The sequence below is a fragment of the Prevotella sp. ne3005 genome (assembly GCF_900110085.1).
Taxonomy (GTDB): domain Bacteria; phylum Bacteroidota; class Bacteroidia; order Bacteroidales; family Bacteroidaceae; genus Prevotella.
Map to the genome: position 1 here is coordinate 1 of NZ_FOCK01000008.1, position 24,940 is coordinate 24,940.

Annotated in this window: 21 protein-coding genes and 1 tRNA gene; 9 read left to right on the top strand and 13 right to left on the bottom strand. The window is 48.8% G+C overall.

From position 1 onward, the window contains the following. From tssD (BMY16_RS15560) to BMY16_RS11920, 4 genes are all read left to right on the top strand, one after another. Positions 1-359, top strand: a 359-nt coding sequence (gene tssD, locus BMY16_RS15560) for a type VI secretion system tube protein TssD (protein ID WP_091842741.1), incomplete at its 5' end; no start/stop codon positions are given. A gap of 72 nt (positions 360-431) precedes the next feature. Further along, positions 432-830: a type VI secretion system tube protein TssD gene (gene tssD / locus BMY16_RS11910; protein ID WP_091842743.1), complete on the top strand. Its 399-nt coding sequence runs from the start codon at positions 432-434 to the stop codon at positions 828-830. 147 nt (positions 831-977) lie between these two features. After that, the gene (locus BMY16_RS11915) at positions 978-1,268 is read left to right on the top strand and encodes a SemiSWEET family sugar transporter (protein WP_091842745.1); all 291 of its coding nucleotides are present in this window, start codon (positions 978-980) and stop codon (positions 1,266-1,268) included. Between the two features lie 5 nt (positions 1,269-1,273). Beyond that, positions 1,274-1,840, top strand: coding sequence for a phosphoribosylglycinamide formyltransferase (locus BMY16_RS11920; protein ID WP_091842746.1), 567 nt, complete (start codon positions 1,274-1,276; stop codon positions 1,838-1,840). Positions 1,841-1,882: 42 nt separating this feature from the next. Here BMY16_RS11920 and BMY16_RS11925 read toward each other — a convergent pair whose 3' ends face one another. From BMY16_RS11925 to BMY16_RS11955, 7 genes are read right to left on the bottom strand one after another with little or no spacing between them, the layout of a single operon-like run. Further along, positions 1,883-2,572, bottom strand: coding sequence for a hypothetical protein (locus tag BMY16_RS11925; RefSeq protein WP_091842747.1), 690 nt, complete (start codon positions 2,570-2,572; stop codon positions 1,883-1,885). Between the two features lie 50 nt (positions 2,573-2,622). Further along, positions 2,623-3,882 (bottom strand): dihydrolipoyl dehydrogenase family protein, encoded by a 1,260-nt coding sequence (locus BMY16_RS11930; protein ID WP_091842749.1) that lies wholly within the window; start codon positions 3,880-3,882, stop codon positions 2,623-2,625. A gap of 27 nt (positions 3,883-3,909) precedes the next feature. Further along, entirely contained in the window at positions 3,910-5,316 is a 1,407-nt protein-coding gene (gene gcvPB / locus BMY16_RS11935; protein WP_091842751.1) for an aminomethyl-transferring glycine dehydrogenase subunit GcvPB, read from the bottom strand. A gap of 20 nt (positions 5,317-5,336) precedes the next feature. Then, a complete protein-coding gene (gene gcvPA / locus BMY16_RS11940; protein WP_091842752.1) occupies positions 5,337-6,671 on the bottom strand; it encodes an aminomethyl-transferring glycine dehydrogenase subunit GcvPA in 1,335 nt (444 codons plus the stop codon). A 27-nt stretch (positions 6,672-6,698) separates the two neighbouring features. After that, on the bottom strand, positions 6,699-7,079 hold the full coding sequence (gene gcvH, locus BMY16_RS11945; RefSeq protein WP_091842754.1) for a glycine cleavage system protein GcvH: 381 nt from the start codon (positions 7,077-7,079) through the stop codon (positions 6,699-6,701). A gap of 47 nt (positions 7,080-7,126) precedes the next feature. Then, the gene (gene gcvT / locus BMY16_RS11950) at positions 7,127-8,236 is read right to left on the bottom strand and encodes a glycine cleavage system aminomethyltransferase GcvT (RefSeq protein ID WP_091842755.1); all 1,110 of its coding nucleotides are present in this window, start codon (positions 8,234-8,236) and stop codon (positions 7,127-7,129) included. Positions 8,237-8,239: 3 nt separating this feature from the next. Beyond that, a complete protein-coding gene (locus tag BMY16_RS11955; RefSeq protein WP_091842757.1) occupies positions 8,240-8,950 on the bottom strand; it encodes a lipoate--protein ligase family protein in 711 nt (236 codons plus the stop codon). A gap of 209 nt (positions 8,951-9,159) precedes the next feature. On the opposite strand from BMY16_RS11955, the gene dxs reads away from it, so the two are divergent. Genes dxs through BMY16_RS11975 form a run of 4 tightly spaced genes read left to right on the top strand, consistent with a single transcriptional unit; the run spans position 9,160 to position 14,856 of the window. Beyond that, positions 9,160-11,058: a 1-deoxy-D-xylulose-5-phosphate synthase gene (gene dxs / locus BMY16_RS11960; protein ID WP_091842759.1), complete on the top strand. Its 1,899-nt coding sequence runs from the start codon at positions 9,160-9,162 to the stop codon at positions 11,056-11,058. Further along, on the top strand, positions 11,055-12,410 hold the full coding sequence (trkA, locus tag BMY16_RS11965; RefSeq protein WP_091842760.1) for a Trk system potassium transporter TrkA: 1,356 nt from the start codon (positions 11,055-11,057) through the stop codon (positions 12,408-12,410). The genes dxs and trkA overlap by 4 nt, the downstream gene beginning before the upstream one ends. After that, on the top strand, positions 12,404-13,861 hold the full coding sequence (locus tag BMY16_RS11970; protein ID WP_091842762.1) for a TrkH family potassium uptake protein: 1,458 nt from the start codon (positions 12,404-12,406) through the stop codon (positions 13,859-13,861). The genes trkA and BMY16_RS11970 overlap by 7 nt, the downstream gene beginning before the upstream one ends. A gap of 41 nt (positions 13,862-13,902) precedes the next feature. Continuing rightward, positions 13,903-14,856, top strand: a complete 954-nt coding sequence (locus BMY16_RS11975) for a type I phosphomannose isomerase catalytic subunit (RefSeq protein ID WP_091842763.1) — start codon at positions 13,903-13,905, stop codon at positions 14,854-14,856. On the opposite strand, the gene BMY16_RS11980 is transcribed toward BMY16_RS11975, so the two are convergent. The 4 genes from BMY16_RS11980 to BMY16_RS11995 all read right to left on the bottom strand — a co-directional run bounded on the left by BMY16_RS11980 (position 14,853) and on the right by BMY16_RS11995 (position 20,176). After that, positions 14,853-15,851 (bottom strand): DUF4435 domain-containing protein, encoded by a 999-nt coding sequence (locus BMY16_RS11980; protein WP_091842765.1) that lies wholly within the window; start codon positions 15,849-15,851, stop codon positions 14,853-14,855. The two genes, BMY16_RS11975 and BMY16_RS11980, sit on opposite strands and share 4 nt — an antisense overlap. A 51-nt stretch (positions 15,852-15,902) precedes the next feature. After that, entirely contained in the window at positions 15,903-16,739 is an 837-nt protein-coding gene (locus tag BMY16_RS11985) for an AAA family ATPase (RefSeq protein ID WP_091842767.1), read from the bottom strand. 1,280 nt (positions 16,740-18,019) lie between these two features. Continuing rightward, positions 18,020-18,634, bottom strand: a complete 615-nt coding sequence (locus tag BMY16_RS11990; protein ID WP_091842768.1) for an FKBP-type peptidyl-prolyl cis-trans isomerase — start codon at positions 18,632-18,634, stop codon at positions 18,020-18,022. Next, on the bottom strand, positions 18,635-20,176 hold the full coding sequence (locus BMY16_RS11995; protein ID WP_091842770.1) for a glycine--tRNA ligase: 1,542 nt from the start codon (positions 20,174-20,176) through the stop codon (positions 18,635-18,637). 150 nt (positions 20,177-20,326) lie between these two features. On the opposite strand from BMY16_RS11995, the gene BMY16_RS12000 reads away from it, so the two are divergent. Beyond that, positions 20,327-20,401 (top strand) — tRNA-Val (locus BMY16_RS12000). 37 nt (positions 20,402-20,438) lie between these two features. Here BMY16_RS12000 and BMY16_RS12005 read toward each other — a convergent pair. Both BMY16_RS12005 and BMY16_RS12010 read right to left on the bottom strand, forming a co-directional pair. Continuing rightward, positions 20,439-21,473, bottom strand: a complete 1,035-nt coding sequence (locus BMY16_RS12005) for a DUF4421 family protein (protein ID WP_091842771.1) — start codon at positions 21,471-21,473, stop codon at positions 20,439-20,441. Between the two features lie 133 nt (positions 21,474-21,606). Next, positions 21,607-24,909 (bottom strand): TonB-dependent receptor, encoded by a 3,303-nt coding sequence (locus BMY16_RS12010; RefSeq protein ID WP_091842773.1) that lies wholly within the window; start codon positions 24,907-24,909, stop codon positions 21,607-21,609. Positions 24,910-24,940 lie beyond the last annotated feature (31 nt).

Consider the following 24,940-nt stretch of genomic DNA (forward strand, 5'->3'; position numbering starts at 1 on the left):
GTTACAAAGAGAGAGAAGTACTGATGGTAACTTACGAGTTCAATCAGGCAACAGACGTAGAAGGACAGATGGCAGGTATCCCCCGCGGCGGTAAGATCAGGGTTCGCGTGAAGGCCCTCAACGACGGCACCCCCGACCTGCTCGCTTGGATGACAGAGCGCAGCCTCCCGAAGAACGGTGAGATCAAGTTCTTGGAGACCAAGACCAACAAGGAGATGAAGAGCATCAAGTTCACCAACGGCTACTGCATCAACTTCGAGGAGAAGTGGGAGGACAAGATGGGTCACTTCGAGGAGATCGAGATCACCTGTAAGGCCATCGAGTTCGGCAACGTGAAGTACGAGAACGATTGGGCATAACCTAAAGTAAAAGGTAAAAAAGTAAAAAAGTAAAAAGTAAGTTGAATTTTAAAAATAGAAAGGAAACATATTATGGCAGAGAATGTAACACCAGTAGTTCTTGAGGTTAAGGATTTTGAGCCTCGTGAGGTGATGATGGTAGACTACAAGTTTGATCAGGCTACCGATCGTGAAGGACAGATCGCAGGTATCCCCCGCGGTGGTAAGGTAACAATCCGTGTAAAGGCTATGAACGACGGCAACAACCAGCTGATTGCCTGGATGCTTGACCCGACAATGCCGAAGGATTTCTCAGTGAAGTTCGTGAACACCGTGGACGGCGCCGCCATGAAGGAGATCAAGGGCACCAACTGCTACTGCATCAACTACGTCGAGAAGTGGGAAGACGGTGAGCAGCACTACGAGGAAATCGAGATTGTATGTCAGAAGCTCGAGAACGGTCCTGTCGGTTACGACAATCCTTGGAAATAATAAAGAAATCCCCCTCCCAGTTGGCGAGGGGGATTTTTTTGCCATTTGTGCCCAAATGACAAACATTTTTCCCGAATTATAGTAGTTTTTCGTTTTTTTTTCTTACTTTTGCGCCCACATTAAGAACTTTTCTTAGAATAACGTATTATGGAACATCAGGTATTATTTGACATCTTCGGGTGGATTGCCAGTATTAGTCTTATCCTCGGTTATCTGCCTCAGGCCATTCAGACCATTCGTACACGCAATACCGACGGTATCTCCATGCCCGCCTTTATCATGATGGCCGTTGGCAGCTTAGCTTTCATGTGTCAGGGTTGGATGCTCGGACGCGAAGGCGTCTTCATGTTTTTTACTAACGTCATCACCTTCACCTGCAGCGTCATCATCTTCGTCATCAAGATTTTGAACGACAGAAAAAAGAAAAAGAGAGGATAGGGAAGATGAATATAGCAATTTTTGTATCAGGAAGCGGGACGAACTGCGAAAACCTGATTAAGTATTTCGCGGGTTCAGAAACAGTGAATACAGCCCTCGTAGTAAGCAACAAGGCCGATGCTTACGCATTGGTGCGTGCTGAGCGCCTAGGCGTACCGACAGCCATAACCCCCAAGGCAGACCTTCACAATCCTGACGTGATGCTGCCACTGCTTAAGAAGTATGATATCGGCTTCATCGTCCTGGCAGGATGGCTACCATTGATTCCAAATTTCCTGATTGAGGCTTATCCCCACCGCATTATCAACATCCACCCTGCCCTTCTGCCCAAATATGGCGGCAAAGGTATGTGGGGCCATCATGTGCATGAGGCAGTAAAGGCTGCCGGAGAAACGGAGACGGGTATGACTATCCACTGGGTCACTCCCGTCTGCGATGCAGGTGAGATTATTGCACAATACAAAGTGGCACTATCACCCGAGGATTCGGTAGACGATATCGCAGAAAAGGAGCACCAACTGGAAATGGAATACTTCCCCAAGGAAGTGGAAAAGATTATAAAAACGCTGTAGATTGATTTCTACAGCGTTTTTTTATGAAACAATTTATGCTCCTTATTTGCTGAGAGAGGTACAATAATCCTGATACAATTTCGTATAGGGGGATTTATCGTCTAATTGGCTTATCAGTTGCTTGGCACATTCAATAAGATCTTCACCAAATTCTTGGGTGATGGCAGGTGATTTGGTGAAGTCTCTAAATAAGCCTATAAAGATGACGTGGAACTCATCCTTGTGATAAATCTCAAGATTGAGCTGACGGAAGGTGTTGGCAAGCATTCCTGCAGCGATCTTCTTACAGAAACCACCTAAATCAGGATCAACATTAAAATGATCCAATGGAGCGCCTGATGCCCATGGGCGCATCTTGGCAAGACAATCCACCACACTGGTGATCAAGGTCTCATCTACGACATTGGCTTCCTTATATTTCCTGAAAGCCACATCATTATTGTTTCGGGCTTCCTGGGCAAGAACAGTAAGAGTGGCCAACTGCATCACAATCTGCTTATCACTGTATCTTTCGACAACATCATCTTGCAATGCTTGCCACAAATTGATGCCATCGGTTCCTTTCTCTTGTAAAGTGTCGGAAACTGCATCAAAGCCTGCATACAAGCCCTGATAGATACCATTCATCAGGATAGAACGTGACATATTGCCCGATGTCTCGGAGAAGTGGTCCATGATGTCTTTAGCAGCTGCTTTACATTTCTCAGCATTCTGCCACTCTAACGTTTTCACCGTTTCCGATAAATACTGCCTAAACTCTTGCATATTTTTCTATATTTTAGTTATTCTGCTGCTGATTTGAGGATCTCGGAGAGCGTAGGATGGATGTGCACCATATCGGCGAGTTCACTAAGCGTAGTGTGCTTACACATCAGTACGCTAACTTCCTGAATGATATCAGCACTATGAGCACCATAGGCATGACAACCTAAGATTTCGCCAACCGGGTTCACGAATAACTTCAGCATTCCTTCTGTCTCACCCATAGCAAGAGCCTTGCCGTTGGCGCGCCAGAAAGACTTACGGCACTCGTAAGCAATGCCTTGAGCCTTGAGTTGGTCTTCTGTAGGACCTACGCAAGCGGCCTCGGGAGAGGTAAAGATGGCAGCGGGCATGATGTCGAAACGGATACCATCGGTCTTACCCAAAATCTGATTGACAACATGAACAGCTTGCATCTCGGCAGCATGAGCGAGCATCTGACGGGCATTACAATCTCCAATAGCATAAACACCCTTGACATTGGTGTCAAAATGCTCGTTGACCTTGACACCCTGACGCTCATCGTAGTCGATGCCAGCCTTAGCGAAATCTGCCTGAACACGCGGTTTCCGGCCCGTGGCCATCAGAATGACATCGGCTTCAACACGCTCTGTTTGACCTTTCTTATTTTCAAAGAACACCTCACCATCAGCTATCTGCTTCACACCACATTGCATATTGAAGGAAATGCCTTCCTTCTCCATCTGCTTGCGGAGGCGTTTGGCGATGTCACTATCGAGCGCCGGCAGACACTCCTTGAGGAACTCTATCACCGTAACCGCTGAACCAAAACGGTTGAACACAGAGGCGAACTCCATACCGATAACACCTGCACCAATGATGCAGAGGCGCTTGGGCAGGGTTTCGAGATTCAGAAGGCCTGTGGAATCAACCACTTGAGGGTCGTTAGCGCCTTCAATAGGAAGCCATTTGGTTTCTGAACCTGTGGCGATGATGATGTTATCAGCGGTATGGTCATTAACCGTATGAGCATCAACGAAAGCAGCCTTCTCACGTACCAACGTGATGTTGGGATGTGAGAGAATGCCCTCAACGCCCTGACGCAACTGGGGTACTACCTGAGCCATACGCTCACGAGCCCCGGCAAAGGTTGCCGAGTGGACGTAGGTTTTGGTAGGGATGCAGCCCACATTGAGACAGGTGCCGCCCACCTCAGCGCCCTCGAAGATCGTAACCTTCAGGCCTTGTTTGGCGGCATATTCAGCGGCGCGGTAGCCACCAGGCCCCGCGCCGATGATAATTAGATCAGCTTTAGTCATTGAACATTGAAGATTGAAGATTGAACATTATGTTTCTGACATAAGTTGACGATAGGTGACCACAGGATGCTTGGCAGCAAGGACATCGTCGACACGTCCGATAGGCGTATTGTGTGGTGCAGACTTTACCAGATCAGGATCAGTCTTAGCCTCCTCAGCAATCTGGCGCATCACATTGATAAAGCCATCGAGCGTCTCCTTACTCTCATTCTCCGTAGGCTCCACCATCAGGCTCTCGTGGAACAGCAGGGGGAAGTAGATGGTGGGGGCGTGATAACCGTAATCAAGCAGACGCTTGGCCACATCCATCGTCGTAACACCCGTGGATTTATCCTTGAGGCCATCGAACACGAACTCGTGACAACAGATGGTGTCGATGGGAAGTTCGTAGACATCCTTCAACGACTCCTTGATGTAGTTGGCATTGAGTACAGCCAAGGGACCTACCTCTTTAATATGCTCACGACCCAACGAAAGGATATAAGCATAAGCACGCATCATCACAGCGTAGTTACCCTGATAAGGCGATACGCAGGGGAAGAACTCTTGCAAGCCCTCACGAACACCAACAGGGCCACTGCCAGGACCACCTCCACCATGAGGTGTAGAGAAGGTCTTGTGAAGGTTGATGTGCATCACGTCGAAGCCCATATCGCCAGGGCGACAAGCGCCTAACATGGGATTCAGGTTGGCACCATCGTAATACATCAGACCACCACAGTCGTGAATCAACTGGGCTATCTCAGGAATACGGGTCTCGAAAAGGCCCAGCGTATTGGGATTGGTCATCATCATGGCGGCAATCTCAGCACCCTGTTCAGCGACGATACGTTGCAGGTCCTCAAAATCCACCGTACCATCGGCCAGTGACTTCACTTCGATAATCTCCAAGCCACAGACAGCAGCAGAAGCAGGATTGGTGCCATGGGCTGAATCGGGCACAATCACCTTTTTACGAGCCATATCGCCACGAGAACGGTGGTAGTTGTCGATGGTCATCAGACCAGTTAGTTCACCATGGGCTCCAGCGTAAGGCTTGAAGGTGAAGTGCGCCAAGCCCGTGAGTTCACAGAGTGATTTCTCCAACAATGTCACCAAAGCCGACGCGCCCTTCACGGTGGCAGCCGGTTGTTTTGGATGTAGGTTTTGGAACTGGGGCAGAGCAGCCATCTCCTCATTGATCTTAGGATTGTACTTCATTGTACACGAGCCCAGAGGATAGAATCCTGTATCCACGCCGAAGTTATTATTAGAGAGATTGGTATAGTGGCGCACTACCGTCAACTCGTCGCACTCGGGCAATTGAGCATCTTCTGCACGTTTCATAGAAGCAGGTATCTCGTAATCTCCAAAATTGTTTTTGGGCAGACTATAACCTTTGCGGCCCTCGTGGGAGAGTTCAAATATCAATGATCCATATAACTTACTATTCATATTTTTTCTATTTTTGAGAGTTAATGTAGACCATCCGCCAACGGAAGTGCTTCGACGAAACGGTCGATTTCTTCCTTTGTACGCTTTTCTGTAACAGCAATAAGCAGACTACCATCGTTCATCTTAACACCCGGGAGAATGCCATTCATCAGATAGGACGAGAACAATTTGTCAATATCTCCATCATAGCGAACAAGGAATTCATTGAAGAATGGCTTGTCGTAAACCAAATGGAACTTTCCTGTTGCCAAGAGTTTATCACAGAGATAGTGAGCACCTGCGTAAGAAAGTTGTGCTGCTTCCTTCAGTCCTTGTTTGCCCATCAACGACATGTATATGGTCACAAAGAGAGCCATCAACGACTGGTTGGAGCAGATATTCGACGTGGCTTTCTGGCGACGGATATGCTGTTCACGAGCCTGAAGGGTTAGCACAAAGGCTCGCTGATTCCGATTATCTTTAGTCATACCCACGATACGACCAGGCATCTTACGGATGAGTTTCTCTGTGCAACACATATAGCCCACATAAGGACCGCCAAACTGCATCGGGATACCCAGACTCTGACCATCGCCCACTGCAATATCAGCGCCCCACTCTCCCGGAGTCTTCAGCACAGCAAGATCGGCTGCAACGCTATTAATAATCAAAAGAGCCTTGTTATCATGACAAGCATCAGCAAAACCAGTAAAGTCCTCAACGATACCACAGGCGTTAGGCTGTTGCACGATAACGCCAGCCACGCCTCCAGCAGCCAGTTTTGCCTTAAGATCTTCAACATCAGTTACGCCATCCTTCTCGCTTATTGTCTCCAGTTCAATACCCTGATGTAAAGCATAGGTATTGAGCACCTTCCGGGTATCACCATTCAAGGTCTCTGACACTAGCACTTTGTTAACTTTTTTACCAGCAGCCACAGCCATCATCATAGCCTCGGCAGTAGCAGTTGTACCATCGTACATGGATGCGTTGGAGACTTCCATACCTGTGAGTTCTGTCATCATGGACTGATACTCAAAGATATAGTGCAGGGTACCTTGCGAGATCTCTGCCTGATACGGAGTGTAGGAGGTCAGAAACTCGGAACGCTGCAGCAGACTGGGAATCACAGACGGTGTGTAATGATCGTATACGCCATAGCCAGCGAAACAGGTTAGTTGCTGATTCTGCGAACCCAATTTCTCAAACAGTTGGCGCACCTCCATCTCACTCATCTCCGAGGGAATCTTATAGTCTCCTCGGAAGCGGATGCTCTCAGGAATCTGGGCATAGAGGCCATCGAGGTCTTTCACCCCCGCCTTTTCCATCATCGTGCGCAGGTCGTCTTCCGTATGGGGAAAATACTTATAGTTCATTGAAGATTGAACATTGAAAATTGAACTTTATTTTTCGCAGAAAGCAGCGTAAGCCTTGGCGTCCATCAGGTTGTCGAGCTCAGACTTGTCGCTGAGTTCCACCTTGATAATCCAGTTCTCGAAAGCATCCTCATTGATCAGCTCGGGCTGATCCTCAAGGGCTTCGTTGACTTCGACAACAGTTCCACTAACAGGAGAATACAAATCGCTGGCAGCCTTGACACTCTCTACGGCGCCAAACTCCTCACCGGCTTCCACCTCATCGTCGACCTCAGGCATATCCACATACACCACGTTACCCAAAGCGTTCTGGGCATAATCTGTAATACCGATGAAACCAAAATCACCTTCTACTCTTACATATTCGTGTGACTCTGAGTAGTAGAGTCCTTCAATTACTTTTGCCATAATACTTATTATTGTTTATTTTTTACCTTTTTTTCTTTTTTACCTTTTTACTTTTTATAGCTCTTGCTATAGAATTGTTTCTTGACCACCTTTCCTGGGAAGACCTTCTTACGAATCTGGATTTGCACCTCAGTGTCAAGTTTGGCGTAGGCAGCATCCACGAGTGCCATACACACACTCTTATCAGACGACAGAGTATGATAGCCCGTGGTTACCTCACCAATGGGTTCGCCTTCCATGTTCAGCACGGTATAACCGTGACGGGGAATGGCCTTATCGAAGAGTTCGATACCCACGAGTTTCTTTGCCGGACCTTCAGCTTTCTGCTTGGCGAGAGCTTCCTTACCGATAAACTCAGGCTTGTCGAGTTTCACGAACATACCTAGACCTGCCATGATAGGGGTAATCTCCTCAGAGAGTTCATCACCATAGAGAGGCAGCCCCACCTCGAAGCGCAGTGTATCGCGGCATCCCAGTCCACAAGGCTGAACACCTGCAGCGATAAGTTTATCCCAACACTCGTTGATGAAGGCATGCGAGCCGTAGATCTCAAAGCCGTCCTCGCCAGTATAGCCCGTGCGGGATATAATCACGTCACCAATGGTCTTACAGGTGTAGAACGTCAGTTCCTTGCAAGGCAATCCCAATACCGTTTCTACATTATGCTCAGCCTCAGGGCCCTGAACGGCAATCTGACCATAGTAGTCGGAACGGTTCTGGAGGTCGATGTCAAAGCCCTCGGCTTTCTCCTGCATCCACGCCCAGTCTTTGTCGATGTTGGCTGCGTTGATAACCAGGAAGAAATCGTTCTCGCCCATCTTATATACTAAGAGGTCGTCTACTGTGCCACCATTCTCATAGCACATCATGCCATAATAGATCTTTCCTACCGGAGCCCCTGCGATATCGTTCGTAAAGATATGTTGTACATAGCGCTCGGCATCGGGGCCTTTTACGGTGACCTCACCCATGTGGGACACGTCGAAGAGACCCACATGTTCACGAACGGCGATGTGTTCAGGGGCGATGCCCGCATTCTGATACAGCAGGGGCATGTCAAAGCCACCGAACTCCACCATCATAGCACCTAACGACAGGTGCTTGTCATAGAGACAAGTACGTTTGGTTTTCTTTTCAAGTTCTTGTTTAATTGCCATAGATTATTGTATTTGTTTGATAAAGTCTTCACGCAGATATTGTTGTTCAATTTTTTCAATCTCAGCCACCTCATCAAGGGTCAGCAGCCGCTCCCCCACACAAAGCGTATCACGGATGAGAGCCTTCACCTCGTCAAGACCCAATGAGGTGTGGTCTTTTAATAATGTGATGCGCTGGCGTACACTCTGGATGCCTTTTTTCTGAAGTTTCTCCGTACTGGGGGTGATGGCATGGAGCATGTGGTCCATGTTGGTATCATAGAGCAGGGTGGAATGCACGATGCTCCGTCCCTCAAGATGATAACAGGCAGTACCGCACACCTTACGGTCGCCGATCATCACATCATTATGAGCCGTTCCCGTGGCCTCGACACCCATTTTCCGGAGTACAAGCAGCACCATATTTATGAAACGGTTGAAGGCAAAGCCTACATTCTCGCCAGAGGTGATAAACGAGAGCATGACATTGTCCATATCGGCATAGACACAACCTCCCCCACTCTTCCGACGGACCACATGGATGCCATGCTCACGACAGTAGTCGAGGTTGACCTCGTTTTCCACCACCTGATTGCGCCCGAAGATAACCGTAGGTTCCACCTGCCACATAAAGAAAGCGTCGGACTCGTCGAGACGACGGGCCACGAACTCTTCCATCGCCAGATAAAAAGAGAGGCGACGGGTGTCAGTAAACGGCAAGGTGATAAATTTCATATTTTAGGTGCAGTCTTATAAACTTTCTGCAAAAATATGAAGTTTTTATGTAACTACCAAACCTTTTAGCATTATTTATAGAAAGAAATCCAACCGTCCCATAACACCTATTTTAAGTCTTATTCAGATTTCGCTATGCAAAAATATTGATTTATTTTGTAAATTGATAAAATTTGTATATCTTTGCAGTCGAAATAACAATTATTAGTGTGGAAAAGACTGAATTTACACTCTTAAGCAAGATCCAAACCCCTGCGGACCTGCGTAAGCTCACGGTCGACGAGTTGCCCCAGCTATGCGATGAGCTGCGTCGCGATATCGTGGAAGAGGTAGCCGTCAATCCTGGGCATTTGGCATCGAGTCTCGGCGTGGCAGACATTACCGTAGCACTACATTATGTGTATAATACACCCGAAGACCGTATTGTATGGGATGTGGGCCATCAGGCGTATGGCCACAAGATATTGACAGGACGACGCGAACAGTTCTGCACCAACCGCAAACTTGGTGGCATCAAGCCATTCCCCTCACCAGAGGAGAGCCAGTACGACACGTTTGCCTGCGGCCATGCCAGCAACTCCGTTTCTGCAGCCCTTGGCATGGCAGTGGCCGCCAAGTTGGAAGGCAAGGAAAACCGGCATGTGGTGGCTGTCATTGGTGATGGAGCCCTGAGTGGCGGCTTAGCCTTCGAAGGCTTGAATAACGTTTCGTCGAGTCCCAACGACCTACTCATCATCCTCAACGACAACAACATGTCTATCGACCGCTCGGTAGGCGGTATGAAACAATATCTGCTGAACCTGAGTACCAACGAGACCTATAATGCCCTGCGCTTCAAGGCTGCCCGTTGGATGCACAGTAAAGGCATGCTCAACGATGACCGCCGGAAGGGGATCATCCGATTGACCAATGCTGTAAAGAGTGCCATCTCCCATCAGCAGAACATCTTCGAAGGAATGAACATCCGCTACTTCGGACCCTTTGACGGGCATAACGTCAAGGAGCTGGTGCGCATCCTCCGGCAGATGAAGGACATGAAGGGACCGAAGCTGCTGCATCTGCATACGCAGAAAGGCCATGGCTATGCCCCTGCAGAAAAGGATGTGACCACCTGGCATGCTCCAGGAAAGTTTAATCCCGACACAGGTGAGCGTATTGTGGACAATGACCCCACGAAACCTCAGAAATACCAAGACGTGTTCGGCCATACCCTGTTGGAGTTGGCCAAACAGAATCCAAAGATTGTCGGTGTTACCCCCGCCATGCCCTCGGGCTGTTCGATGAACATCATGATGAAGGAGATGCCCGACAGAACCTTCGATGTAGGTATCGCTGAGGGACATGCTGTCACCTTCTCGGGTGGTATGGCCAAGGACGGGCTACTGCCTTTCTGTAATATCTACAGCGCCTTTGCCCAGCGTGCTTTCGATAATATCATCCATGATGTGGCGTTGCTGAACCTGAACGTGGTATTCTGCTTCGACCGTGCCGGACTTGTTGGAGAAGACGGTCCTACACATCATGGTGCCTTCGATCTTGCAGCCTTACGCCCGATTCCGAATCTGACCATCTCATCGCCGCTCGACGAGCATGAGCTGCGCCGACTGATGTACACAGCCCAGTTACCGAACAAGGGACCCTTTGTCATCCGTTACCCGCGTGGTGGTGGCGAACTGCAGGATTGGCGTTGTCCACTGGAGGAAGTAAAGGTGGGCACTGGCCGTAAGCTGAAAGACGGTAGTGACGTGGCTGTGCTAAGCATCGGTCCGATAGGCAACAATGTGACGAGAGCCATCCAACTATTGGAGGATGAAGGCAAGGCCATCAGTGTGGCCCATTATGATATGCGCTTCTTGAAACCCATCGACGAACAGATATTGGATGAGGTGGGAAAGAAATTCAAGAAGGTTATCACGATTGAGAACGGAACGAAGGAAGGCGGACTGGGCTCTGCCGTCCTGGAATGGATGAACGACCACGGCTACCAAGTTCGTGTCGTCCGCCTCGGATTGCCCGACAAGTTTGTAGAACACGGCAAAGTCTGTGAACTGCAGAAGATTGTCGGCATCGACGAGCAAAGTATCATCAAGGCAATCAAGGAAATATGAAAATCGTCATCGTCGGTGCAGGTGCCGTAGGAACTCATCTGTCGAAACTGCTGTCGCGCGAACATCAGGACTGTGTGCTGATTGATGCCGACGAAGAGCGCCTCAACGGCCTCGGCGAGTTTGACGTGATGACCTATTGTGCATCGCCCACCAGCATCAGGGCACTGAAGGAAGCAGACACACCGCATGCCGACCTCTTTGTGGGTGTCACCCCCGAGGAGAGTACGAACATCAATGCCTGTATTCTGGCGCATGCCTTAGGAGCCAAGAAGACTGTAGCCCGCATCGACAACTACGAATATCTCTCACCAAGTCTGCAGCCCTTTTTCAAGAACCTGGGACTTGACTCACTCATCTACCCCGAAGTACTGGCTGCCACCGACATCAACAACGGACTGAAGATGTCGTGGGTACGTCAGCGTTGGGACGTACACGACGGTGCCCTGATTTTGTTGGGCATCAAGCTACGTGAGACAGCTGAGATTCTGAACCTGCCGTTGAAAGAACTCTGCGGTCCGGACGACCCTTATCACGTTGTAGCCATCAAACGTGGCGGTGAGACAATCATCCCGAGTGGTATGGATGAGTTGCGTGTGAACGACCTGGCCTACTTCATGACCACCAAGGATTATATCCCATACATCCGCAAGATTGTAGGAAAGGAGCATTATACCGACGTGAAGAACGTGATCATTATGGGCGGTGGCAAGACAGCCGTACGAGCAGCCCTGACAGCTCCCGACTACATGAACATGAAGATCATCGAGAAGGATGTTGTCCGTTGTGAAAAACTGAATGAGTTGTTGGAAGACAATGATACGATGGTGATCCATGGCGACGGACGCGATCTGGGATTGTTGGAGGAAGAAGGTATCAAGAACACCCAGGCCTTTGTGGCACTTACAGGCAATGCCGAAACCAATATCCTGGCTTGTCTGACGGCCAAGAAGCTTGGTGTACGCAAGACCATCGCCATGGTCGAGAACCTCGACTATGTGAGCATGGCAGAGAGTCTGGATATCGGCACCATCATCAACAAGAAGACCATTGCCGCCAGCCACATCTTCCAGATGATGCTCGATGCCGATGTCGACAACCTGCGAAGTCTGATGCTCGTAGATGCCGAGGTGGCGGAGTTTACGGCTGCCGAAGGCTCCAAAGTGACGAAAAAGCCCGTCAAGGATCTCGGTATGCCGTTTGGTGTGACCATCGGCGGACTGGTTCGTAATGGTCAGGGCATGCTGGTGAATGGTAACTCGCAAATCGAGGCAGGCGACTCGGTGATGGTATTCTGCCACGAACAGAAACTGAACAACGTAGAGAAGTTCTTTAAGAAAAATACGATATGGTAAACTTCCGTATCATCAGTAAGATTATCGGCTCACTGCTATTCATTGAGGCATTGTTCATGTCGTTGTGCGCCCTGATGGCCTTTTCGTTCGGAGAAGACGACCTGATGGCCTTTCTGATATCACTACTGATCACCTTCGGAAGCGGCTTCTTCTTCCTATACCTTGGACGGAACGCAGACAACAGCCTGAGCCGTAAAGATGCATACGTAGTGGTAACGGCTGCATGGGTGGTATTCTCGTTCTTCGGGATGTTCCCATTCCTGATACATGGTAGCATCACAAATGTTACCGACGCTTTCTTTGAATCAACATCCGGTTTTACAACCACCGGAGCATCGATCATAGACGATGTGGAGGTGTTGCCACACGCCATACTCTTCTGGCGATCGCTGACCCAATGGATAGGAGGATTGGGAATCGTGTTCTTTACCATTGCCATTCTGCCATCGCTGGTGGGCGGTAGCGTCAAGGTGTTTGCCGCAGAGGCAACAGGCCCCATAAAAGCGAAAATGCACCCAAGACTCTCGACGACGGCCAAGTGGATCTGGAGCATATACTTCATACTGACAATAGCCTGCGGACTGGCATTTTGGGCTGCAGGCATGACCCTTTTTGAGGCCGTAAACTACTCCATGACCACCACAGCCACTGGCGGATTTGCCATCCACAACGAAAGCACCGAGTACTACCATTCGGCCACCATCGACTACATCTCCATCACCTTCCAATTCCTTTCTGGCATCAACTTCACCTTATTATATATAAGCATCATCAAGAGGAAAGTGAAGTCGTTGTTCACAAACTCTGAATTCAAGCTTTATGTAGGTGTATTGACAGGTGCCACGCTATGGATCATGTACTTGCTGCTGACCCGCATGGACTACGGCTTGGAGCACGCATTCAGAGCGGCACTCTTCCAGGTGGTATCATTCATGACAACCACGGGAATGTTTAATGAAGATGCAGGCACTTGGCCACACATCACATGGGTGATACTGGGAGTGGTGATGTACCTGGGAGCATGCGCAGGTAGTACCAGCGGTGGTTTCAAATGTGTGCGAGGCGTGATGCTGCTGAAGGTGATACGCAACAACTTCCGTCAGATACTTCACCCGAATGCCGTGCTGCCCGTCAAGGTCAACGGTGTAAACATACCACAATCCAAGTTGGTTGCACTATTTGCATTCTTTACGCTTACCATCCTGATGACACTGGTTACAGCCACCATCATGATTGTGGTCGGCATAGACAATACAAACGCCATCACCATAGCCTTGAGCTGCGTCAGCAACGTGGGACCGACACTGGGCACACAGATAGGTCCTGTGATGTCGTGGTCGGTATTGCCCGACGTTATCAAGTGGATTTTATGTCCGCTGATGCTCATGGGACGTCTGGAGATCATGACCGTACTGGTATTGTTTACCCGCAGCTTCTGGAAGGAGAACTGAGGAAAGAATGAAAGAATGAAAAAATGAAAGACTAGTTAACAATGTTCAAGTTTGAGCCACTACTGAAACAGACACTTTGGGGAGGAGACAAAATCATCCCTTTTAAACATCTGAATACCAAGATGGAACAAGTTGGCGAGAGCTGGGAGATATCCGGCGTCAAAGACTTTGAGACCATCGTGGCCGATGGCCCTGATAAAGGCAAGAGCCTCAACCAGCTCGTCAGCGAGATGAAAGACCAGCTCGTAGGCAAAGAGAACTACGAGCGCTTTGGCGATGAGTTTCCCTTGCTTGTCAAATTTATCGATGCCCATCAGGACCTGAGCATCCAGGTTCACCCCTCCGACGAGGTGGCCCACCGTCAAGGCAAGAGCCACGGCAAGACCGAGATGTGGTATGCCCTCCCCTCCACCCCTGGAGCGATGCTATATAATGGTCTGAAGCAGCAGATCACCCCCGAGCAATACAAACAGATGGTGGAGAACGATACCATCACCGATGCTTTGGCACGTTATGAGGTACACGAGGGCGATGTGTTCTTCATCCCCGCAGGGCGTATCCATACGATTGGGGCCGGATGTTTTGTAGCAGAGATCCAGCAGACGTCGGATGTCACCTACCGTATCTACGACTTCAAGCGTAAGGACAAGAATGGCAACTACCGTGAGCTCCACACCCAGCTGGCTGCAGAGAGTATCGACTACACCGTGCTCGACAACTACCGTACGGAATACGAGCCCTTAAAGAACGAGGGGGTGCAGGTGGCAACCTGTCCATACTTCACCACAGCCGTCTACGACCTTACCGAGCCCATGACGCTCGACTACTCCGAACTCGACTCGTTCGTGATCCTCATTGCCGTCAAGGGCGAGGGCCGTCTGATATGCAATGGCGAGGAGATGCCCTTCCAGATGGGCGACACCGTACTTCTCCCTGCCACCACCAATGAGGTCAGGGTAGAGGGCGAAGTGAAATTTCTTGAGACGTATGTCTAATCCGCATCCAGATAGTGACGGATATCATCCTGCAGACGGCGGAACTGCTCGGAGACCATATAACCCGTGTTTTTCTTAAGCATCACCTTGATGTCCTGCAGCGAATTCTCGTAGCAGGACATTTCGTTACGTTTCTGCGTCTTGTGCGCCGAGGCGTGATATATCTCGTTCTGGCGCTCCTGACGAAGCAGGTTGCACACCTTCGACAAGATGGGCGACACGACGGTATCAAAGAGATGATGCCCCTGTATATATAAATAGGTGGTCTGAGGGGTCACACCCAGTGCCTTCATGTCGTCCTTGGTAGCCAGATACTCGTCTTTCGCATCCGGGAAGAGGCGCTGCAACTCATTGATCTTCGTATGCACCTTCCGCCTCAGTTTGGCAATCGAGGGGTCTGGCATCTGCACGTTGAACCCTCCCGGGTCAGCAATACGGCAGAAATCCGTAATCGAGAACTTGGGATAGTTGCCATTACGATACACCATGACCGACCACACGAACAGCGGGAATATCGCCTCGCTGAACTGTTGGAAATACCCGCGGAAGTCGAAGATGCGGTGGTCGTTAAGCGTTACGGAGACACAGACATTGTGCAACGACGGAGCATAGCACTGGAAGTTCTCAATGGCATAGACATAAGTATGGAAGACATAGGGACTCTCCAGCACCCGCTTCGACTGGTGTGTCCGACCTTGTATCAGATAGTCATAATCGGCATCCACGCAGGCAATCATATCCTTCCCCAAGGGCTCGCCCTCCAGGAAGTTCATCAACACCGACTTCTTCCCGCGTGTCAGATTGATCTTCGAGGGCAGCATCACCTCGAAATAGCGCTTGTCGTTCTCAAACTCCGAAAGAACGGTACGCCAGAAATAAATATCATCATAGCTCTCGACATAAGCCACAATCCTATGTCGTGCCGTCTTCGATCTCAGCGCATTGGCCGCCTCGAAGTAGCTGCTATTCAGATTATCCCTGAGCCTACTAGGCATAATTTTCAATCTTCAATCTTCAATCTTCAATCTTCAATTTTCAATTATCTATCAAACCGTGATGTCACTCACTTCCGTCACCGAGTCCACCCAACCGTTCATCACCACGGCAGGCGAATGGGTAGTCAGGATAATCTGCACATTCGGATTCAACTCCAGACAGAGGTCTATCAGCCGCTTCTGCCACTCCATGTGGAGCGACACCTCCGGCTCGTCCATAAAGAGCACGTAAGGCTCATCATCCTCCACCAGCACCGTCAACAGGATAATCAGGATCTGCTTCTCACCGCTCGACAAGCGATAAGGCAACAGCACCTCACCTATCTGCGTGAACTGCAGCTCGTTGGCCGTACGGATCATCTTCTTTCCCGTATCACTGAACAGCTCGTCGACGATATCCTGGAAACGGGTCTTCTTCTGCGATATCTGCTGGGCAGCCTCAGCATCACCAGTCTGGAGCTTCTCGATGATGCGGTTGCCGATATTCACCTGATAATCCAGATACTTGCGCTGCAGCTGGAAGAGCTGCATGTCAAGCAGCGACCCTGCCCCCACTCCAGCCAAGGCCGTCATGGCCTGAGACAGGAACCCGGTATTCTCAGAAAATGTCTGCTGCAGATTGGAGTCCAGCGAACGTATCAGGTCATAGCGAATCCACTTGGCATCCTCTGGCTCCACATCCAGGCGCACCCCCTTCAGCATGTGGGAGGGGAACTCACCACCTGCTGAAAGTCCCTTCACCACTTTATTCAGAATGGTACTCTTACCCGCACCGTTGGTACCGCTCAGGATGTTGACATGGCGGTTCAACTCCCAGACGATGTGCTTCTTCCCACTCCAGAGCGAGTCGATCTCTATCCGTTTGATATAATCTGCGTACTTTGGCATAGCTTTTGGTTTTTATTCTTTGGGGACAAAGATACGAATAAGTGAGTAAAATACCAAATTTTTATTGGAGTATTTTCAATACGAACGCATCTTCAACGAAGTTAAAGATACAAAAAGATTCACGATCGCTACCAAAAAGAAAATTATTCAGAATTTGTATTTTAGCCTACATGCCTACATATTTAGCATATATCTGCCTAGATATTAAGCATTTAGTAAATTTTCAGCCTACATAAAGCCTACATAAAGCCTACATGCAGCCTACATAGTACCTACATATTTTAGGCGTTTTTGCATACACAAACTGCATGTTTAGATGCTATAAACATCCCATTTATGCCACTTAAACGCGCAGTATGCTCCTTAAAGACTTTGAAATTCTCTAGAGAATTCACGAGTTTAGTCGTCACTCTCTGGAACTTTCCCCGGACTAAAGTCCGCAATTCTCTAGAGAATTGGTGAGTCATCCGTAATATCCCTTGGCCTTTAGACTATCCTTCGCAGCACTTTAGATAGTCTTTCGAGTGACAAAAGATAGTCTTTCGTATGCCAAAAGATAGTCTTTCGTATACCAAAAGATAGGCTCTTGCATGACAGAAGACCATCTTTTGTGTTCTAAAAGAACATCTTTTGCACACAAAAAGACGCTTTTTTGTTCAGAAAACCCCGTATTTATGTAGGCTATATGTAGGCTCCATGTAGGCTGCATGTAGGCTTTATGTAGGCCGCTTTTCTACTAACGTATTGTCTTTCAGGTTGTTATAGCCTATTTATGTAGGCATGTAGGCTATTTTTGAAATTTGAAAAATTGTTGAGCCGCTTACCAAGTACTCAGATTTCGCTGCAAAGGCGGATTCAGACACCGCCCCAGAGGCAAAACAGATAACAAACAGACAGCCCCGCTGACCATTCACACTGACGGTCAGCGGGGCTGATGTTTTGTTTTCCTTGTGTTCATTTGGCAAGTCATTGATTCCTTATCCACTCTGCCATGAATTTGTCATAGACTTCATAGACCCCTTGCTGGTGAGTCAGCAATTGCTTCTCAATAAGAGCGTGTGATGATTTTTAAATGCCTTTTCGCAAAGACTTCGTATTCTGGCAGAGGAAGAATTATCCAAAAAAGATTATCCAAATCGGATAAAATTGTAATTGTACTTTTTACCCCACATTTGGATAAAAACTGGGCGGTTTTTGTCCAAATCTATACTTTTTACCCAACATTTGGACAAAAACCGCTTCACTATCCTGCCTCGGCGTGGATGCCTTCGGCCATGAGGTTACTTGAAGATCGAGCGGTACTCACCTGGATGCCACATGTCGTACATGGCGATCTCGAACACCAGGTTGGTATAACCTGGGATGGTGGTGCTGGAAGAGGCCTTATAGTCGTTCTTGCCATAACCTAACATATAAGGAATACGAACGCGCCAGCGGTCACCCACATGCATGTGCATCAGGGCAGTGGCAAAGCCATCCACCAAAGCACCTGTCTGGAACTTCGCAGTACCAGCAGTCTTCCAATTGAAGTCATCAAGATAGGTCTGGTCAAAGACAAGGCCCTCTGGATAAGACGCCGTAGGGATGTAATGACCACGATAGGCTACGCGAACGGTGTCGGTATAGAGCGGTGAGTCACCACCACTGCCCGTCTCAAGCACCTCTACATAGATATAGTCCGTATTCTTAAAGGAAGCGATAGTACTCTCATTCTTCGAGAAGGTCAGAATCTTCTTATAGCTGGGATTGGCAACCCACTGATTCAGAATTTCCTCGTTCTTCTCCTGCCACTTGTCAAACTCGTCTTCCTCCTTACTATCCCCTGAGCACGATGATACTATCCCCATAAACGGGAATAGTATCACGGCCAGGAATATGTAGCTCAGCTTTTTCATTTACTGAAGTTTCTTCAAAAGACTTGCAATGCTTACCTTATCCTCGATGATGGCGTTGAGGTCGCTGATGTTCACACGCTCCTGCTCCATCGTATCACGGAAACGGAGTGTCACCTTACCATCAGTGAGTGAGTCGTGGTCGACAGTGACGCAGTAGGGAGTACCAATGGCGTCCTGACGACGATAGCGCTTACCGATAGAGTCCTTCTCATCATACTGGCAGTTGAAGTGGAACTTCAGCTGGTCGATGATCTCACGAGCCTTCTCGGGCAGACCATCCTTCTTCACCAGCGGCATAACAGCACACTTCACAGGAGCCAGAGCTGCGGGCAACTTCAGCACCACGCGGGTCTCGCCATTCTCCAGCTTCTCCTCGTCGTAAGCATGACACATGATAGAGAGGAACATACGATCGACACCGATAGAGGTCTCGATGACATACGGAGTGTAGCTCTCATTGGTCTGAGGATCGAAGTATTTGATGCTCTTGCCAGAGTACTTCTCATGCTGAGAGAGGTCGAAGTTCGTACGAGAGTGGATACCCTCCACCTCCTTGAAGCCGAATGGCATCTTGAACTCGATATCGGTAGCAGCGTTGGCATAGTGGGCCAGCTTGTCGTGGTCGTGGAAACGGTAGTTCTCAGCACCGAAGCCCAGAGCCTGGTGCCACTTCATACGAGTTTCCTTCCACTTCGGGAACCACTCGAGCTCAGTGCCTGGCTGTACGAAGAACTGCATCTCCATCTGCTCGAACTCCCTCATACGGAAGATGAACTGACGGGCCACGATCTCGTTACGGAAAGCCTTACCAATCTGAGCGATACCGAAAGGAATCTTCATACGACCAGTCTTCTGAACGTTCAGGTAGTTCACGAAGATGCCCTGAGCCGTTTCAGGACGCAGGTAGATCTTCATCGAAGCATCGGCACTGGCACCCATCTCAGTAGAGAACATCAGGTTGAACTGACGAACATCCGTCCAGTTCTTGGTACCGCTGATGGGATCTACGATCTCCTCGTCGAGGATAATCTGCTTCAACTCATCGAGGTCAGGACCCTGCATGGCAGCCGCATAACGGGCATGCAGAGCGTCGCGCTTTTCCTTGGTCTCCTTCACACGTTCGCTGGTTTCCAAGTACTTAGCCTCATCGAAGCTGTCGCCAAAACGCTTGCGGGCCTTCTCAACCTCCTTCTGGATCTTCTCATCGTACTTGGCAATCTGATCCTCGATCAGCACGTCAGCACGATAACGCTTCTTGGAGTCACGGTTGTCGATCAGGGGATCATTGAAAGCATCCACGTGACCAGAAGCCTTCCATATGGTAGGGTGCATAAAGATGGCGCTGTCGATACCCACGATATTCTCGTGCAGCATCGTCATGGCCTTCCACCAATACTGCTTAATGTTATTCTTCAACTCCACACCGTTCTGACCATAGTCGTAAACGGCTCCTAATCCATCGTAAATCTCACTTGAGGGGAACACAAAACCATATTCCTTACAATGACTTACGATCTTCTTAAATACATCTTCTTGTGCCATAATAACGTTATTTATTTGCAAATTTGCGTGCAAAGATACAACATTTAATTAAGAATTAAGAATTAAGAATTAAGAATTAACAAAAAAACATAGAAAGATTTGGTTGTTTCAAAATTATTTGCTACTTTTGCACCCGCAAAACAGCAATTCAGGGGCATAGCCCAGTTGGTTTAGAGCGCTGCAGTCACATTGCAGAGGTCCCCGGTTCGAGCCCGGGTGTCCCTACGGAATCCCACAGTCTTACCCACTGTGGGATTTTTTATTAAAATCGCATCCCAATGTTCACCTGAGCATCAAAATCCCTGTTGTTTATCTCCGTATCGGCATTGTTCCTGTATAGATACTGGCGATAGTTAAAAAGGAAATTGAGGAGAAAGCGGTCAAAGCTATAGCTGACGGCAAAACGCCCGAAGTAGTTGAACACGAAGCGGCTCTTGCCATTATCCACCGCATCATAATAGTGCGTATCATAATTGCTCCAGCGCAAACGCTCACTGGAATCGTCATACTTGTGTACCAAATGATTAAAGATGGAAATCATAGGAATCACCGACATGTGTATACACACTTTTCCCTCATTGATAGACCAGTTGTATCCATATCCGGGGCCGAAAGAGAGCTTCCAGTTGCGGAATTCGTCACGCTCATGGTTAAAAAGGGTGTTAGCCCCGAACGTGCTCTGGTAATAGTTACCCATCACGAACAGGCTGCCCGCACTGCGTTTCTGCACCATATCCCCGTAAGCACCTGCTGCAAGACTGAACTTCTTGTGGTTAAACACATAGTATCCCTCCACATAGAAAATCTTAAGATCCATTTTGCCCGCAGGAATAGTGCTTTCCGATGTTACAGCCGGGTCGTTCGTTTGGTTATCCACGTTGCGTTTCCATTGAGACATCCCCTGGTTAAATGCGTCATCCAGAACGCCCTCCATATTCTTGAGCGACTTGTAGCGAATACGGGCGCCCCATACAGAGCCGTTCTTCGCAAGACCGAAGGACATGCTGTAGCGGTTGCGGATAGGGATAGGAAGTTCCAATGATATGCCTCGCCAGTCTATGCCCAACTCAAACTCTGTCTGGTAAGTGTGCATATCGGTCGCCATATATTTCTTCTCAGACATATTGGGCGGCATATACTGCCCATCCAGAGGTATATCCGCATTATTAACCAACACGGGGAAAGTCATGTCGTGCTGCTGGAAATAACCGTAATATCCAAGATACACCATGCGACTCAACTTTGGCTTACGGATATAATTGGTATCAACTCCTTCTTCCTGCCAACGATCAAGCATGTCATCTGCAGATTTCAGGAATTTCCCTATGCCATGATCCCAAAAAGACCTCTTCTCCTGTGCAGAAGCATACAGGAAACTTGAAAAGGCTAATATCAATACAATAGTACGGCTCCTGCTCACGTGTGAGGTTTTAATTAAAGAGATAACGGATTGTGAACATAATCTGATAAGTGGATGATGTGGTGAGCATGTCCCTATAAGTCTTCAGATGACGTTCGCCATCCACCGTATTATATACATACTTTCCTTTACTGTAGGAGAGCAGGGACGTCTCAGAAACCTGCTTGTAGAGACCCCACTTCTTGGATAAGAAATTGGGCAGGTTCAGGATGTCGACACCCAGCTGGAGAGTATGTTTGGTCTTACCTACATTGATACCCAGATCCTGCTGGAACTTGAAGTCGATCTGATAATGCCAAGGCATCTTGGCACCTCCACGCTCAGCATATTCACCCTTGCGGTTCTTCAGATAGTCATCCTGCTGGATATAAGTCCAGAAGTCATCGCGCTGCATCTCTGGCGTATACACTTTCTTGTCAGGGCCATAGGTGCTCTCTGCGAAATCCCAGCTATCAAGTTCCTGACGCGAGGCAGGCACATAGATCAGGTTGGCGGGAGCCAGAGCATCGTTGATGACATTCGCGGAGAAAGTATACGAATAACGGCTGAACGCATAGTCATTGAGATAGCCATATTGATAGCCGTCATAAATCAACGAGAAGCGTGAGGTTGCATTCTTCGACTCCTTCAGTGTGTAAGAAGCAGAGAGAAGCAGACGGTTCGGGGCCACATAGGTGGCATAGCCCGTCTCGTTATCATTGACGGCATTCACGGAGTAACGATAGTTGTTATAGGCCGAGGCCACCTGGTTACCAATACCGTCAGTATAGGTCTTTGCCTTTGACAGCGTATAGCTGGCAGAAAGGTCCAGACCGAAGGCAAATGACTTGCGCAATTGGGCACTCAACGAGTAATAGTAGGCCTTTGAGCCTGCATTCTCCAGCACATAGGCAGATGAATTGGCATCGTAGTAAGACATCTTGCGACGAACATCACCATGTCCGAGATCAACGGTAGAACTACCATCCCAGTAGAAGTCTTGGTTCGACACCACGACTGGGTTCATATCCTTATTATATATGCCCTCCAGAGTAAAGTCAATATCACCGGGGAGCTTCGCATCGAGTGCCAACGAAGCCTTCCAGGTCTTAGGCATACGCAGGTCTTCGCTCAAGATAGTAGGCGAACCTGGAATGGTGGTCTTACTGGTAGCACCAATCTGGCGCAGCATATCCTCCTGACTAGTGGTAAAGGTCGGGATAACACCCTTGGTCTGCGAAGCGATATAAGAGGTCTGACCCATACCAGAGTTACCCACTGCTGAGATCAGCCACACAAACGGCAGACGACCCACGAACAAGCCTGTACCACCACGCAGGATAAGATTGCGCTCACCAGTGATATCCCAGTTAAAACCTATACGGGGTGAGACCGATATGCTGGCGTTGGGCACATTATCGGTACGGAAGTGCTGACCACCGAAGTCGATCTTATAGTAACCCTCATTGAAGTTATCCTTCAATTCCGGATACGAGGGCAACTCAAAGCGTAAACCCAATGACATACGGAAACGGTCGGAGATACTCCAGTTATCCTGCACATAGAGCGACCACTGGTTGGTTGACATCTTGGCAACAAAGCCCGAGTGGTCTTCATTATTTCCATAGGTGATACCAAACAAACGGGTATTGGCGGGAGTAAACACCGAAGCCCAGTCGCCAGCTGCAACTTGTTCCGGGGTAGCCTGGAAGGCATAATAGCCAGCAGCAGCCTGGGCATAGCCATTGGCAGCGTAATCATGTTCAAACTGAATACCACCAAACAGATTGTGCTTGCCCAACTGGATGTTCACCTCATCGGTAATCACGGTGGTCTTCGTCTGGGCCACATTCTGATATGTAAACAGATCACCCGTCAATGCCCAAGAAGGGAACAACCCCTGTCCGTTATCCATCACGATCTCAACCACGGGAGCCGACTCACCATACTCATTACTACGGGGCTGGTCCTGGAACGAATAGGTGCCACGCAGCGTATTATGAAGTTTGCCGAACTTACTGTTCAATTCTGCAGCAAACGAAGTAAAGCGATACTCATTATAGTAACGGCTGGAAAGCGATGACATGCTGTAGTCTGTATTACTTCCGTATGAGTTCTGGTTACCACCGTATATAATCGTAGTACGATTGCTGCCAATGGAACGAGAGGCGGTGGCAGGATTAGACTCCTTACGATTTGACTTGGTAAAACGCACATTCAACTTATGGTTGTCATTGATATTCCAGTCTATTCGTGCCAGAATACGATAGGCGGGCGTTTTCAGATTATAGTCCTGCCATGGTCCTGTGGACAGACCATATTGCTTAGACATAAAGTTTGAAAGGCTCTCAAGTTCAGAGAGACGGGGTCGGCGATTCGTGGCCGAATATGGAGCGTTGCCATTACCTGCCATTACTGCAGGGCCTGTAACCACATTGTCCTCATACTCACCATTAACGAAAAAGAAGAGCTTATCCTTCAGGATGGGGCCACCAAAGGTCACGCCAAAGGTAGAGTTATGGCCATCTGCAATAGGAAGCTCAACATCGCCAACCTTACTGCCCTTCAGCGACGAACTGGTCAGATAGGTATAGGCTGAGCCCTTAAACGTGTTGGTACCGCTCTTAGTAACGGCATTCACGCCACCACCCGTAAAACCACTCTGACGCACATCGTATGGAGTGATCGACACCGTCATCTGTTCAAGCGCATCGATAGAGATAGGAGTGCCGCCACCAGGGAGGGGACTGGGCTCCATACCAAACGAGTCGTTAAACGAAGCACCGTCGATGGTGACACTCGACTGACGGTAGTTACCACCACCGATAGCCATGCCACTGGCCGAACTCGACTGAGGTGTCATCTTCATGATATCCAGCATCGTACGTCCTACGGTTGGCACCGTCGCCATCTGCTGGGCATTCAGGTTGGTAACGGCACCAGAGCGGTCGCTACGCATGGTGTTGTTGGCCTTAGCCACTACCACCACCTCCTGAATCATCTCAGAGCCCTCACTCAGCGTGGCATCGATGACCGCATTCTGACCCAGTGCCAACTGGATATCTGAAAACACGGCCGACTGGAAGCCTATGTATGAAATCTCCACATCATAAGGGCCACCGGCACGCATACCCGTAATCGTATAATGGCCATCAATATTCGTGACAGCACGATAGACAGAACCTGAAGCAACATGCTTGGCCGTTACCGTAGCACCGATAGCCTCTTCACCACCAGCCATTACAACACCGGTAATTCCAGAAGTAGTCACCTGAGCCATAGCTGCTGATACCATCAGCAGAACAACAGCCAATATGGACAATCTCTTATGCATTTCGTTAATATATTGGTAGATGAGTATTATT